Genomic DNA, 14,121 nt, shown 5'->3' with positions numbered 1-14,121 from the left:
AAAATGGAATTAACTAAAAATACATCGGTCGATCCGGTAAAAATGCTCGGCAAAAATTATATTGAAGCCGTTAATGCAAAATTTCCGAATACAATTTTAGATGAGGAGTGGTCTACACCGAATCAAGTAACTTTAACCGTGAAAACGAATATGTTACCTGATGTGGTGGAATATCTTTACTACCAACATGAAGGCTGGTTGCCATTAGTTTTTGGTAACGATGAACGTGCAATTCATGGTCATTATGCTGTTTATTACGTGCTTTCTATGGAAGGTGTCGTCAAAACTTTTGTGACGATTAAAGCACTCGTGGATCCTGTTACACTGGAATTTCCTTCCGTGACACCGAAAGTCAAAGCGGCGGTATGGGGCGAACGTGAATTATTTGATATGTACGGTTTAAAAGCCGTCGGTCTTCCCGATCAACGCCGTTTAGTGTTACCAGATGACTGGCCAGATGATCTTTACCCATTACGTAAAGATTCGATGGATTACCGTTTGCGTCCAGATCCGACTACGGCAACGGAAACCTATGAGTTTATTAATGAAAAAGGCGAAGCGCGTATTGTGCCTATCGGCCCTCTCCATATTACCTCAGATGAACCAGGACACTTCCGTTTATTTGTCGATGGGGAAGATATTATTGATGCGGACTACCGTTTATTCTATGTACACCGTGGTATGGAAAAATTGGCAGAAACCCGAATGGATTACGATCAAGTCAATTTCTTGGCTGACCGTGTGTGCGGTATTTGCGGTTTTACCCATAGTGTTGCTTATGCTAACTCTGTCGAAAATGCATTAGGTATTCAAATTCCTGAACGTGCACAATGGATTCGTGCAATTTTGTTGGAAGTTGAACGCTTGCACAGTCATTTATTGAACTTAGGTTTATCTAGCCACTTTACTGGTTTTGATACAGGCTTTATGCAATTCTTCCGTGTTCGTGAAAAATCGATGACACTTGCGGAAGTACTTACTGGTGCACGTAAAACCTATGGTATCAACTTAATCGGTGGTGTACGCCGTGATATGTTGAAACACCAACGTGAACAATGCATTAAGCTTATTGCAGAAATGCGTGAAGAGCTTAAAACTTTGGTAGATATTTTACTCAATACGCCAAATATGGAACAACGTACTGTGGGCGTAGGAGTGCTTGATCGTCAAGTTGCGCGTGATTTCAGCCCGGTCGGACCGATGATTCGAGGTTCCGGCTTCGCACGTGATGTGCGTAAAATTCACCCCTTCTCTGGCTATGGCGATGTGCCATTCAATATGTTCACTGAACAAGGTGGCGATGTCATTTCTCGTGTGAAAGTGCGGGTAAATGAAGTGTTTGAATCCATGAATATCATTGATTATATGGTGGATAACTTACCTACTGGTGCGATTATCACGGAAGGTTTCAATTACACTCCAGGACGTTTTGCCTTAGGTATCACGGAAGCACCGCGTGGTGAAGACATTCACTGGTCAATGCTTGGCGATAACCAAAAATTATATCGCTGGCGTTGTCGTGCAGCAACTTATGCAAACTGGCCAACTTTACGTTATATGTTGCGTGGCAATACAGTATCAGATGCGCCACTTATCATTGGTAGCCTTGACCCTTGCTATTCTTGTACTGACCGTGTGACTGTGGTGGATGTACGTAAACGCAAAGCACAAACGGTTTCTTACAAAGAAATCGAACGCTACGGCATTGAACGTAAAAATTCACCATTAAAATAGGGGGCGCACAATGTTTAAATTACTTAAAACCGTATTAAATGCGGGGGATGTTACCACTAAATATCCGTTTAAACCCTATGAAGTTGATCCTGATTTCCGTGGTAAACCAGAACTGAACTCTGATCAATGTATTGTTTGTGCAGCCTGTACAATGGCATGTCCAGCTAATGCGCTTACCATGCGTACCGATCCAGAAACAGGCGAACGTACTTGGTCATTATTTTTAGGCCGCTGCATTTTCTGTGGCCGTTGTGAAGAAGTTTGCCCAACAAAAGCCATTCGTTTAAGCCAAGATTTTGAATTATCAGTCAGCAATAAACAGGATCTTTATCAAGAAACAACCTTCACTACAACGATTTGTCATCAATGTGGTCAACCTTTTGTTTCTCATAAAGAACTCAATTATGCCGTGGATTTATTCAAACAAACGTTGGATAACGATGAACTGGTAAAACATAAATTAGCGGTGCTCAACACTTGCCCAACCTGTAAACGCCAAAACAGTTTGGAAAAAACCGCCGATATGGAATCCAATATGCGCGTGAAATTGGCGTTATTTGATCACGTTAGGGAGATTGCAAGATGAACACACAAATCCCAATGCCCGTGAATGGTATTTCAACGCCATTTAGTGTGGATGAAAACATTGCGAAAATGAAACAAACTTTGTTGAAAAAGATTCAACGTTCCGCTTATGTTTACCGTGTTGACTGTGGTGGTTGTAATGGTTGTGAAATTGAAATTTTTAGTACCATTACACCAACCTTTGACGCTGAACGTTTCGGGATTAAGGTTGTTGCATCACCTCGCCATGCGGATATTTTATTATTTACTGGCGCGGTAACTCGTGCAATGCGTACACCTGCAATGCGTGCTTATCAAGCTGCACCCGATCCAAAAATCTGTATTTCTTATGGAGCGTGCGGTTGTGGTGGCGGTATTTTCCATGACTTGTACTGCGTGTGGGGCGGTAGCGATCAAATTGTGCCAATTGATGTGTATATTCCTGGATGTCCTCCAACTCCAGCTGCGACTATTTATGGTTTTGCAATGGCACTAGGTTTACTTGATCAAAAACTCAAAGGTAAACAAGAAATTGCCGATCCTAATGCTGAGGCTAAATTACGTTTCCCAAATATTCCATTAGATTTACGTGTGGAATTAGAACGTGAAGCGCGTCGTTTGGCGGGCTATCGACAAGGTGGAGACATTGCTAATCAATTTATGAGTATGATGTCTGAAAAAGATCAGGTTCCATTTGGTGTTCGTCTTGGCGAATTTTTGGAACGTGAAGCGGATCCTCGTTTGAGTGAAATCGTAAACCGATTACATGCAATTAGTATGCCGTTTTCGGGATAGTCTAACGATTGCTAAATAAACTAATAGCTCCGTTTTGATTTCTGCCAAATCTCCCCTTCCCCCTCTTTGCTAAAGAGGGGAATAAGAGCGGTCAATTTCAATTTAGTTTTCTGCATTAACAACAGAAAATTAAAGTGAGAGAAAAGATATTTTCTTGCTAAAAAAGAAGAATCCCTGCTTTAGCAAAGAGAGGAATAAGAGCGGTCAATTTCAATCTAGTTTTCGGCACTAACAACAGAAAACTAAAATGAGAGAGACGATACTTTATCGCTAAAGAAGAATCCCTTCTTTAGTAAAGAGAGGAATAAGAGCGGTCAATTTCAATCTAGTTTTCTGCATTAACAACGGAAAATTAAAATGAGAGAGAAAATACTTTATTGCTAAAGAAGAATCTTCTCTTTAGCAAAGAGAGGAATAAGAGCCTCAACCTCAATCTAGTTTTCTGCATTAACATCAGAAAACTAAAATGAGAGAGAAGTACTTTATTGCTAAAGAGAAATTCCCCTCTTTAGCAAAGAGGGGGAAGGGGAGATTTGGCAGTATTGATTAGCGAAGAAATTACTTTACAAGTTTTATAGGACGTACCATGACAACCCAAGTTTTTTTCTATTTACTCAATGAGCGTTTTGTTGAAAACGATGAGCAAGTTCCAGAGCAAGCCAAGCAAGTAATGTATTATTCCCTTGCGATTGGTCACCATGTTGGTGTGATTGACTGCTTTAAAAAATTGCTAATTTGTGATTATGCAGATTACCAACGTTTTGTAGATACCTTCCCTGAAGGGGATGCAAAGCGTAAGTTTGCGGGCTTAATGAAATTTGGTGAAATAGTGATTGATTCAAGTCATGTGAATTTATTGGCTAAGGCACTTGATGAAAATAGAGCCAATTTTTCGCCTGAACATCAAAAATGGGTCGATATTTTAATGGACACGCTTGCTTCCATCCAGCGTGAACCTGTGATGTATATTATGGTGAAACGTCGTGATGAATGAAAATGTAATCCTAGCTGTTGGTAACACAATGATGGGCGATGACGGTGCTGGTCCTTATCTTGCTCAGCTTTGTAGTGAAAATCCGTTGCCAAATTGGACCGCACTTGATGGCGGTTCAGCACCAGAAAATCTTGTGCATCAGATCCGTGCCATGAAACCAAAGCGTTTAATTATCTTTGATGCAACAGAAATGGAACTGCCCGTTGGCAAAATTCGTATTATCGACAAAGAACTCATTGCAGAAATGTTCTTCGTCAGCACACATAATTTGCCACTTAATTTTTTAATTGAGCAATTAGAGGAAGATATTCCTGAGGTTATTTTTATTGGTATTCAACCCGATCTTGTTTCTTTTGGTTTTCCGATGAGTGAAGCTGTAAAAAGTGCGGTGGAGTTTTTCTATGGATTTCTAAAAGAGGATGGTTCGTTAAACGAAATTGCAAGATTATAAAGTACATCTCAACAAAAGTGGGAATTTCACAAATATTGTTAAAATTCCCACAATTCTTAAAGATCATTGTCTAGCATTTTAATTTAATTAAACATAGCTGAAATTGACTCTTCATTACTAATACGACGGATAGCTTCAGCAAGCATTGCTGATAGAGTAAGTACTCGTACGCGACCTAATGCTTTGATTTCATCAGAAAGTGGGATTGTATCTGTTACAACAATTTCATCAATAGCGCCACTAGCTAAATTTTTCGCTGCAGCACCAGAGAATACAGCATGAGTCGCATAAGCAAATACTCGTTTTGCACCACGTTCTTTTAATGCTTCAGCTGCTTTGCAAAGCGTACCGCCTGTATCGATCATATCATCGACAAGAATACAATCGCGACCTGCTACATCACCGATAATATGCATTACTTGTGCTACGTTTGCACGAGGGCGACGTTTGTCAATAATAGCCATATCAGTATCGTTTAATAATTTGGCTACTGCACGAGCGCGAACAACACCACCAATATCTGGAGAAACAACAATTGGATTTTCAAGATCAGATTTTTTCAAAATATCGTGAATTAAAACTGGAGAACCAAACACATTGTCTACTGGTACATCAAAGAAGCCTTGGATTTGTTCTGCGTGTAGGTCGCAGGTTAACACGCGGTCAATACCAACAGTTGAAAGTAAATCTGCCACAACTTTAGCGGTAATAGGTACACGTGCTGATCGTACGCGACGATCTTGACGAGCATAACCAAAGTAAGGAACAACAGCAGTGATACGACCTGCAGATGCACGACGTAATGCATCCACCATCACAATCAATTCCATTAGGTTATCATTGGTTGGCGCACAAGTTGATTGTATAATGAATACATCTGCACCACGCACATTTTCATTGATTTGAACTTGGATTTCACCATCACTGAAACGGCCAACAGTGGCATCGCCTAGTGAAATATATAAACGTTCAGAAATATGTTTTGCAAGTTCTGGTGTTGCATTACCCGCGAAGAGTTTAATGTCAGGCATTTTATAAAACCTCAGGTTTAGATTGTCGATGAGTATGAATTGGTGATAGCTGCTTCAACATTGCGAGCAAGGGAGAAACATTGAGTCCTTTAGAGATAAAGCCAAAAAATTCTTCTGGTTTTTGTCTAAATACCGCTTGTGCTTCTGCTTCATGATCAAATTCAGCAAAAACACATGCTCCCGTTCCTGTTAATCTTGCCGGCGCATATTGTAGCAACCAGTTTAGCGCTTTTTCAACGTTTGAATAATGATTTATCACAACTTTTTCGCAATCGTTTACATAAGGTTCGCTCAAAAGTTGTTCTAGGGATTTTTTAGGTGTATTACGTGGTAAATTTGGATCTTGAAATATGACAGCCGTCGATATTGAATCATCGGGTTTTAATACAACAAACCATTTTTCGGTTGGTTCACAATAAGTGATTTTTTCTCCGACACCTTCAGCAAAAGCAGCGTGTCCATGTACAAATATTGGGACATCCGCGCCTAGTGTTAATCCTAATTTTGCCAGTTCATCAATGGATAAATTGGCTTGCCATAAATAATTTAAAGCGACCAATGCGGTTGCTGCATTGGATGAACCACCACCAATACCGCCTCCCATTGGAAGAATTTTATCTAAATGAATATTTGCACCCAATTGAATATTGGCTTTTTCTTGTAAAAGTTTTGCAGCTCGATAAATTAGATTATCTTCCGTTCTTAGATTTGGAATTTCTGGCGTTAAAATAATTTGATTATCTTCTTCACGGACAATAATTTCTAACCAATCGCCGAAATCTAAAAATTGGAAAAGTGTTTGTAATTCATGATAGCCGTTCGGCAATTTTCCGTTGATATAAAGAAATAAATTCAGTTTGGCTGGGCTAGGGAAGCGCAATGGCTTCCCATTTGATTGTGTTGTATTTTGAGAAAGTGCGGTAGAAAATTGATGTGATTTCATTAATGTATTCATTAGTAAATCCACTCATCTACACGAATTTTTAGAGTTTGTTTCGTGCTGTCATTTTTTAGCAGAATGTTTTCAGGCATCGAATTATTTGAATGATAAGTGAGATAATCTGCTGTCCATTGAGAACCATCCACATGATAAGTAAATGCGCCAAGTAAATGGTTAGTACCGACTTGATAATCCGCATTCATTGCCGGTTGGCCTTTCAGCCAATAAGCTAAATGTTCTAATGGCACATCCATTCCAATGATCTCTTGTAATAATAATTTAGCATCGGCTGCAGATTGTTGATTGCCGTTGTTATCGGAAATTGTCATCCCACTTTGATGCATTTGAATCCAAAGAGTAGATTTACTGATTAAAGAATAGAGTTTAAGCGTATAAGATTTTGGATTTTGGTATTGCCATTCAAAGCGGCTAGAAAAACGTTCTGTAGGACTGATATAACCAATTTGTCCTTTAGCTTGATAGGATTGAATTTTTTGAATCTTTTGTAAATGTTGTTGCCATGTGGCGTCGGTTTTATCGATATATTGCACGTTAACTGGACGGTCAGCATCCATTGTACAGGCTGTAAGTATGCTGGTTACAAAAAGTGCGGTGAGAAATTTAAACGTTTTCATGTTATTCATCAAATTAATAAGCTCGCGTATTTTAAGGATTTAGTTTAATTGAGTAAAGTTACTTTTATTTGTTAGTTTTTTGGTAATTAGCTTTTGTTTGTTTAACCGCCAAGATTCTTCGTTTCGTCAATTCATTTCTGATTTCTTGTTTCTCAAATCCATCTGCAATAACTTGCTGTACATCTACTTCATTTGCCGAGTGTAATAATTGATTAATGTAATCTATTTGTGGATAGTCTTTATTTTCAAAACCGGTTCTACCTCGAGTATCAGCTAGACATACTTGTAGAAATTCTTGAAAGCGTTGTGGTTTTCTCCACACATCAAAACGATTAAACAGCGTTATGACGGTTTCAGCCCGAAGCTCAAAGGCCTTGTGAATATGCGTATGAAATTCACAAGTCAGTTCTGTAAGTTCTTGAAAATAACTTGGCACTTTCAAGCGTTTGCACAATGATCTAGTCGGTTTTATGCCAGCTTGTTCATGTCCATAATGATGAGGAAGAATATTTTGAGGTGTAAGAGCCTTGCCAAGATCATGACAAATTGCGGCAAAACGGACCGCACTTTTATTTAGGATTGGGTTATTTTCAGTCAAATTAACCGCTTGTTTTAATACCAACATGGTATGAATAAAACTATCCACTTCTGGATGATGTTTTACTGGATTTGGCACACCATAAAGGGCATCGATTTCAGGAAATAAAACTCTTAATGCACCTGTCTTATGTAAGGTTTCAAAATAAATTTCAGGATTTTTTTCGTTTAAGGCTTTTTCTGTTTCTAGCCAAATGCGTTCCGCAGTGAGATGTTGTAATTCTCCCGATTGGGCAAGTTCAGCCATTAGGGATAGCGTTTCTGATGCGATTTTAAAACCGAGAGAATAATAACGGGCTGCAAAGCGTGCCACGCGCAATACTCGTAAAGGATCTTCTGAAAAAGCAGGAGAAATATGGCGTAAAATTCGATTTTCTAAATCTTGTTTCCCGCCATAAGGATCGATAATTTCACCGTCTTCGCTTTGAGCCATGGCGTTAATAGTGAGATCTCGTCGAATTAAATCTTGTTCTAATGTAATTGTTGGGGAGAAATCACAAATAAAGCCTGTGTAACCTGCGCCAGCTTTGCGTTCTGTTCGGGCAAGCGCATATTCTTCTTTTGTTTTAGGATTGAGAAAAACCGGAAAATCTTTGCCTACTTGTTGATAACCGAGAGAGAGTAGCGTAGCGGGAGTTGCGCCTACCACAATCCAATCACGATCTTTTACCGGTAAACCCAATAATTGATCGCGAACAGCCCCACCAACCAAATAAACTTTCATTCGTGATTATGCCCAGCCATCACGACGGCGACGTTTTGGTAATACATAAGGAATAAGCAAGCCGAAGAGTAAGCCTACGCCCAACACTGAACCGCCATAAATAAACCATTGGATCGCAATTTCTCGTTTACCTGCATCAAGCATCGCTTCTAAATCACGATTTTTATTTTTGGTCATTTCAAGTTCACGTTTCAATTGTGAATTTTGTTCTAAAAGATCCGCACTTTGTTGCTCAGCTTGTTTGGTTCGACGTTGCATTTCGACGGTACGTTGTTGCCAATCACCATCTAAACGACTAAGTTTTAAGGTTAATTCTTGGACTTGAGCTTTTAATTTTGGATTTTCTTCTTTACTACTTGGTGTGCTGCTTAAGTCTGAATTTAAAATCCAAGCTTCACGATTTTTATTGTCGCGAATGAGTGTGTATTTGCCTTGGCGATCTAACACATTTACTGCTTCGCCCGCTTGAATTGAACCTGCAATTTTAAATTGTTCACCGGCACCGCGGCGTAAGAACGTACTGAGATTTTCAGTAACATATTGCGTTTCTGCATGAGCAGTTGCAATACCTGTACCAAGTAAGGCACAAGACAGAAGCGTATTGTAGATTTTTTTCATGCTTTCTCCTTAAAAAATAAAAACAATAAAAGTGCGGCTGAATAAACCGCACTTTTTATTGCAATAAATTAATGAAATACCGTACGCAGTAAATAGAAGATAATAATTGCGAAGAATGCGCCGGCTGGTAACGTGATTATCCAAGAACTAATGATATTTCGGATAACTGTTAAATTGAGTGCTGCGATACCGCGAGCAAAACCGATACCTAAAATTGCTCCAACAAGTGTTTGTGTTGTTGAGATCGGCAAGCCTGTACCAGATGCAACTACAACCGTCATCGCAGTGGCAAATTGAGCGGCAAAGCCACGGCTTGGAGTTAAATCGGTGATCCCAGATCCAACAGTCGCCATCACTTTTTGTCCCATAGTAATTAAGCCAACAGCAATACCTAATGCACCTAATGGTAAAATCCACCAAGTTAAGGTTCCACCTGAAACAATTTTACCGCCTTGTTCAACGATAGACACAACCGCTGAAAGTGGGCCAATTGCATTGGCTACATCATTCGATCCGTGAGCGAAAGCCATCGCACAGGCTGTTAATAACATTAAAATGCTGAAGACTTTTTCTACCGCACCAAAAGTCCCTTTGCTTGCAGATTGAGTGAATGTTTTGCTTTTAAAATAGAAGTGGAAAAACAGCATACCTACAAGGCTAATGACAAGTGAAATGACCAAAGTTTCTTTATTGGAAAGATTTAAACCAACATGTTTTAAACCTTTTGTCATGGTTACGATACACAACACAAATACGGTTATCCCCATGTAATAAGGACCATATTTTTGTGCATTTTTTAGAGGATGTTCGGTATCAAAAATAAGTTTTTGCGTACTTGCAAAGATTGCATAGGCGAGAATACCTGCAATAACAGGCGTGATGAACCAGCTACCAACAATGCTCCCAATATTTGACCAATCTACTGCGCCAGGGCCAATCGTAATGCACGCAAATCCAATAATTGCACCGATGATAGTGTGAGTACCAGAAACCGGCCACCCCATTTTCGTTGCGATAAATAACCAAGCACCAGAGGCAAATAAAGCAGAAAGCATACCCAGTGCTAAAATATCGGGCGTATCAACAAATTGCATTGGATCGATTACGCCACTTTTAATCGTTTCTGTTACTTCACCACCAGCTAGATATGCGCCAGCGGATTCAAAAATTAACGCGATAATAATTGCTTGTTTGGCTGTTACAGTACCAGATCCTACGGATGTACCCATTGAGTTTGAAACATCATTGGCTCCGATACCGAAAGCCATAAAAAAGCCGAAGGCTGCTGTAATCCACACCAGCCATGAACCATATTGACTAATAACTTCCATAGTTAATTTCCTATGTTTTGTTGATTATGAACGCGCCAGCATTAATTCGATGCGTGAGCCAACACGTTGTGCTTGGTCAGCTAGCACGCCAACCCATTCAATAATTTTATATAAGAACATCACATCAATTGGGTTATAACGGCTTTCGATGGTGTAAAGCATTTTACGCAATTTGATCTGCATTTGGTCGGTATCGTCTTCAATGGCATCGAGTTCTTGAATCATATCGTTAACCAATTTTAGTTCACGGCCTTTAAAACCGGTTTCTAAAAGTTGATCCATTTCTTCGATTACTCGATGTGCTTGGTGAATCGCATCTAAACTACGTTTTACGTAATGTAAGAATTCTTCCTGCATTTCTTCAGGAATACCAAATTGACGACCAATCATACGGCCTGCAATATCTTTAGCAAAATTTGCTAATTTATCTTGTTGCGTGACTAATTCTAAGAGATCAGTACGATCGATAGGTAAGAATAAACCACGTGGCAATTTCAAACGAATCTCACGTTTCAAGCTATCTGCTTCACGTTCACGCTGAGAGATTTCTAAGCGTTTTTCTTCCGCTTTTTCCCAATCCTTTGAGAAGGTGGTTTCAAAAAAAGGAATTAAAAGATCGCTACATTCAGTGACTTTTTCCGAATGCTTTTGCAATGGTTTTAAAGGCGAATGGGCAAATAATCCGAGAATATTATTCATTGCCATAAGTGATTTACTCCATAAGGGGTTAAAAATTCGTGCGCATATTACCCGATTTTTGTTGATATTTAAAATTTTTCAAAAAAATTTGTAAGAAAAAAGGTTTGTCTTCGACTAACTAAATAACTGGGTAATATTTCCCAGTGTGGTAGGATAAGTAACTCAATACACTTTTCGCTTTAAAAGCGAGAAAATTTGAAAGGTAAAAAATGAAGGATTGTAAGATGCAAGGTATCAGCAGCGGCGTGAGTTTATTGATTTTACGCATTTTTCTTGCGTGGGAATTTTTAGAGGCCGGGTTAGAAAAATGGAATGGTCAAAATTGGTTTACTGAAATACAAGATCGTTTTCCTTTTCCGTTTAATCTTATTCCTGCTGATATTAATTGGCACGTTGCAATGGGGGCGGAATTAATTCTCCCTTTCTTGCTAATATTCGGAGTACTAACTCGTTTTAGTGCATTAGGTTTAACGATTTTAATCTCTGTTGCATGGTATAGTATTCATGCTGATTCAGGTTATAACGTTTGTGATAATGGTTATAAATTACCATTAATTTATGTGGTAACTTTATTAATCTTAATTACGCAGGGAGCTGGGAAACTCTCTTTAGACACGCTTATTAAGAAGGTTTATCCAACTAAAAGCTGGTTGAAATTCCTCTAACTATATATTCAAGATCAAACTTTAGGAGACTTAAATGAAAAAATTATCCACTTTAGCCGCATTAGCTGGAGCATTAACGATGACAGTAGCTACTGCTACGCACGCTGAATCAAAATCAAGCAGTACGGATAAAGTTGCAACACCTTGTGTAGGTGATAAATGTGTGAAAACAAAAGCTGCAGAAGGTAAATGCGGAGAAGGCAAATGTGGTGCAAACGAAACAAAAGCCGCAGAAGGTAAATGTGGTGAAGGTAAATGCGGTGCGAGCAAACCAAAAGCTGCAGAAGGTAAATGTGGTGAAGGTAAATGCGGTTCTAAATAATCGTATTTAAATCTAGATGCCATACATAACACTGGTGTAAATTTACACCAGTGTTGTATTAAAAGGAGTAAATAATTATGTTACAAGGTGCAGGATTAGGGTATCGCCGAGATTTAGCAGATGATTTTTTGAATTTATCATCAAATAATGCGATTCAGTTTATGGAAGTTGCTCCAGAAAATTGGGTAAAAATGGGGGGGCTGCTCGTTATAAATTTGATCAAGCCGCTGAAAGATATCCACTTGCAGTACACGGACTATCACTTTCACTAGGCGGGCAAGCACCACTTGATCGCGAGTTATTAAAAAATACTAAAGCATTAATGACTCAATATAATTCGACATTTTTTCTGAACATTTGAGTTATTGTGAATGTGAAGGGCATTTATATGATTTATTACCTATGCCATTTACAGAAGAAGCTGTAAAACACGTAGCACAGAGAATCCGCTATGTGCAAGATTTTTTAGGATTACAAATTTCATTAGAAAACACCTCCTATTATTTACACTCTCCCACCAGCACAATGAATGAAGTAGAATTTTTAAATGCTATTGCACAAGAAGCGGATTGTGGTATTCATTTAGATGTGAATAATATTTATGTAAATGGCGTCAATCACGGTTTACTTGATCCTTATGTTTTTTTAGATCAAGTAGATATGAAACGTGTCAATTACATTCATATAGCAGGACACGACGAAGAACATTCTGCCGCACAAGTTGTAGAGGATTTAAAAGGAGAATCATTTAATAAAATAAAAGGGGCATATCGCTATTTACCAGAGTTATTAATTGATACACACGGTGAGGCAGTAAAAGGTACTGTGTGGGATTTATTAGAATATGCCTATCAACGACTACCTGTCATTCCGCCAACATTATTAGAGCGTGATTTCAATTTCCCTCCATTTGCAGAACTTTATGCTGAAGTTGAACATATTGCACAACTACAGCAAAAATATGCTCAAAAAGAGGTAATATCCTATGCAGCCTAAACCTTCGCTTATTGAAACACAAAAAGCACTTGCCACAGCAGTTCGATTGGCTAATGCTCAACCTCTAAATGGTTATGCTCCGAATCGCCTTGCTGTTTATGCTCGTTTAGTTCGAAATAACATCTTTGGTTTTATTGACCGTTGTTTTGTTGAAGCGCCTAAACACGTTTCTGCTGAGAGTTGGTCTCAGACAAAAGAAGCGTTTGTATTAACAGGAAAATCACATTCTCCTTATTTTCAAGATATTGCTGGAGAATTTCTCTTATTTTGTCAAGAAAAAGAGAGTTTTGATGCCAATATACTGGCATTGATGGATTTTGAAAATACACAATTACTTGCAGAAGTTTCTTTAGCAAAAGTACCTGAAAAATTTGAGTGGAATAAGTATAGCGTAATGCAGTTATCTGATGCAGCTTATTTAAAAAGCTATGAAGTCGATTTTTTATCAAGCGATTTTAAACAATTTGATGAAAACCCTATGCAAGCTGTTATATGGCGGAATAGCGATTTTAATATTCTACAACAACGCTTATCTGAACTTGACTTTTGGCTATTAAGTTATATACAAGAACAACCTTCGTCTTTAGAAGAGGTATTATCTGCCTTAAATACAGTTGTTGAAGATAGCACCCCCTTAATTCCATTATTGGAAAACACCTGGGTGAATTGGATTAATGCTGAAGTGCTTTATCCTAAAGAGGGATAAATTTTGTATAGAAAAACATCACAAAATGTTAGATAGGTGAAAAAGATGACTTTTTCACCTGATTTTTTCTTGGTTAGTATTTTCCATATATTATCTAAATCTTTTTAATATAGATTTGAGAACAATTCGAATCATATTCTCCGCTTAAATGAAACCTTTCAGTTATAAATCTAAATATTTGATTTCCAATTTATTCAATTTCATATAATGAAAATTTGTCACATAATTTTTGAATAACCTTTAATTTATAATTTCCTATATTTTAATTATAGAAAAATACTGCACAATAAATAAAAATTCATTTATAGCTGTTTAATAT

At 38.3% G+C, this 14,121-nt stretch carries 15 protein-coding genes and 1 pseudogene; 9 read left to right on the top strand and 7 right to left on the bottom strand.

The window, feature by feature from the left end:
• Positions 1-3 precede the first annotated feature (3 nt).
• The 5 genes from A9501_RS04130 to hycI all read left to right on the top strand — a co-directional run bounded on the left by A9501_RS04130 (position 4) and on the right by hycI (position 4,538).
• Positions 4-1,734 carry a hydrogenase large subunit gene (locus tag A9501_RS04130; protein ID WP_065264998.1) on the top strand — a complete coding sequence of 577 codons (1,731 nt, stop codon included), beginning with the start codon at positions 4-6 and terminating at the stop codon, positions 1,732-1,734.
• Between the two features lie 10 nt (positions 1,735-1,744).
• Positions 1,745-2,320, top strand: a complete 576-nt coding sequence (locus A9501_RS04125) for a formate hydrogenlyase complex iron-sulfur subunit (RefSeq protein WP_005626087.1) — start codon at positions 1,745-1,747, stop codon at positions 2,318-2,320.
• Positions 2,317-3,093: an NADH-quinone oxidoreductase subunit B family protein gene (locus A9501_RS04120; protein WP_065246297.1), complete on the top strand. Its 777-nt coding sequence runs from the start codon at positions 2,317-2,319 to the stop codon at positions 3,091-3,093. The genes A9501_RS04125 and A9501_RS04120 overlap by 4 nt, the downstream gene beginning before the upstream one ends.
• A gap of 586 nt (positions 3,094-3,679) precedes the next feature.
• Positions 3,680-4,087 (top strand): formate hydrogenlyase maturation HycH family protein, encoded by a 408-nt coding sequence (locus A9501_RS04115; protein WP_005631954.1) that lies wholly within the window; start codon positions 3,680-3,682, stop codon positions 4,085-4,087.
• Positions 4,080-4,538, top strand: a complete 459-nt coding sequence (hycI, locus tag A9501_RS04110) for a hydrogenase maturation peptidase HycI (RefSeq protein WP_065264997.1) — start codon at positions 4,080-4,082, stop codon at positions 4,536-4,538. Before A9501_RS04115 ends, hycI begins: the two co-directional genes overlap by 8 nt.
• 83 nt (positions 4,539-4,621) lie before the next feature.
• Here hycI and A9501_RS04105 read toward each other — a convergent pair whose 3' ends face one another.
• From A9501_RS04105 to A9501_RS04075, 7 genes are all read right to left on the bottom strand, one after another.
• The gene (locus tag A9501_RS04105; RefSeq protein ID WP_065264996.1) at positions 4,622-5,569 is read right to left on the bottom strand and encodes a ribose-phosphate pyrophosphokinase; all 948 of its coding nucleotides are present in this window, start codon (positions 5,567-5,569) and stop codon (positions 4,622-4,624) included.
• A 1-nt stretch (position 5,570) separates the two neighbouring features.
• Positions 5,571-6,512 carry a 4-(cytidine 5'-diphospho)-2-C-methyl-D-erythritol kinase gene (gene ispE, locus A9501_RS04100; RefSeq protein WP_065265173.1) on the bottom strand — a complete coding sequence of 314 codons (942 nt, stop codon included), beginning with the start codon at positions 6,510-6,512 and terminating at the stop codon, positions 5,571-5,573.
• Between the two features lie 11 nt (positions 6,513-6,523).
• Entirely contained in the window at positions 6,524-7,144 is a 621-nt protein-coding gene (lolB, locus tag A9501_RS04095; protein WP_065264995.1) for a lipoprotein insertase outer membrane protein LolB, read from the bottom strand.
• Between the two features lie 64 nt (positions 7,145-7,208).
• On the bottom strand, positions 7,209-8,465 hold the full coding sequence (locus A9501_RS04090; protein ID WP_065264994.1) for a multifunctional CCA addition/repair protein: 1,257 nt from the start codon (positions 8,463-8,465) through the stop codon (positions 7,209-7,211).
• A gap of 6 nt (positions 8,466-8,471) precedes the next feature.
• Positions 8,472-9,083: a TIGR04211 family SH3 domain-containing protein gene (locus tag A9501_RS04085; RefSeq protein ID WP_065249654.1), complete on the bottom strand. Its 612-nt coding sequence runs from the start codon at positions 9,081-9,083 to the stop codon at positions 8,472-8,474.
• 68 nt (positions 9,084-9,151) lie between these two features.
• Entirely contained in the window at positions 9,152-10,414 is a 1,263-nt protein-coding gene (locus A9501_RS04080; protein WP_065264993.1) for an inorganic phosphate transporter, read from the bottom strand.
• Between the two features lie 24 nt (positions 10,415-10,438).
• A complete protein-coding gene (locus A9501_RS04075; RefSeq protein WP_005638079.1) occupies positions 10,439-11,119 on the bottom strand; it encodes a TIGR00153 family protein in 681 nt (226 codons plus the stop codon).
• 218 nt (positions 11,120-11,337) lie between these two features.
• Between A9501_RS04075 and A9501_RS04070 the strand changes: the two genes are divergently transcribed.
• The 4 genes and pseudogenes from A9501_RS04070 to A9501_RS04055 all read left to right on the top strand — a co-directional run bounded on the left by A9501_RS04070 (position 11,338) and on the right by A9501_RS04055 (position 13,802).
• Positions 11,338-11,778: an HvfX family Cu-binding RiPP maturation protein gene (locus A9501_RS04070; protein ID WP_080950713.1), complete on the top strand. Its 441-nt coding sequence runs from the start codon at positions 11,338-11,340 to the stop codon at positions 11,776-11,778.
• Between the two features lie 34 nt (positions 11,779-11,812).
• The gene (gene hvfA, locus A9501_RS04065; RefSeq protein WP_009501043.1) at positions 11,813-12,100 is read left to right on the top strand and encodes an oxazolone/thioamide-modified RiPP metallophore HvfA; all 288 of its coding nucleotides are present in this window, start codon (positions 11,813-11,815) and stop codon (positions 12,098-12,100) included.
• A 77-nt stretch (positions 12,101-12,177) separates the two neighbouring features.
• Positions 12,178-13,096: pseudogene (locus tag A9501_RS04060) on the top strand (HvfB family MNIO-type RiPP peptide maturase).
• Positions 13,086-13,802 carry an HvfC family RiPP maturation protein gene (locus A9501_RS04055; RefSeq protein ID WP_065264992.1) on the top strand — a complete coding sequence of 239 codons (717 nt, stop codon included), beginning with the start codon at positions 13,086-13,088 and terminating at the stop codon, positions 13,800-13,802. Before A9501_RS04060 ends, A9501_RS04055 begins: the two are co-directional and overlap by 11 nt.
• Positions 13,803-14,121: the final 319 nt, after the last annotated feature.

The sequence above is a fragment of the Haemophilus sp. CCUG 66565 genome (assembly GCF_001679495.1).
Lineage (GTDB): Bacteria > Pseudomonadota > Gammaproteobacteria > Enterobacterales > Pasteurellaceae > Haemophilus > Haemophilus haemolyticus_K.
The sequence above is the reverse complement of the archived record's forward strand: the minus strand, read 5'-3'. Positions and strand labels throughout refer to the sequence as shown.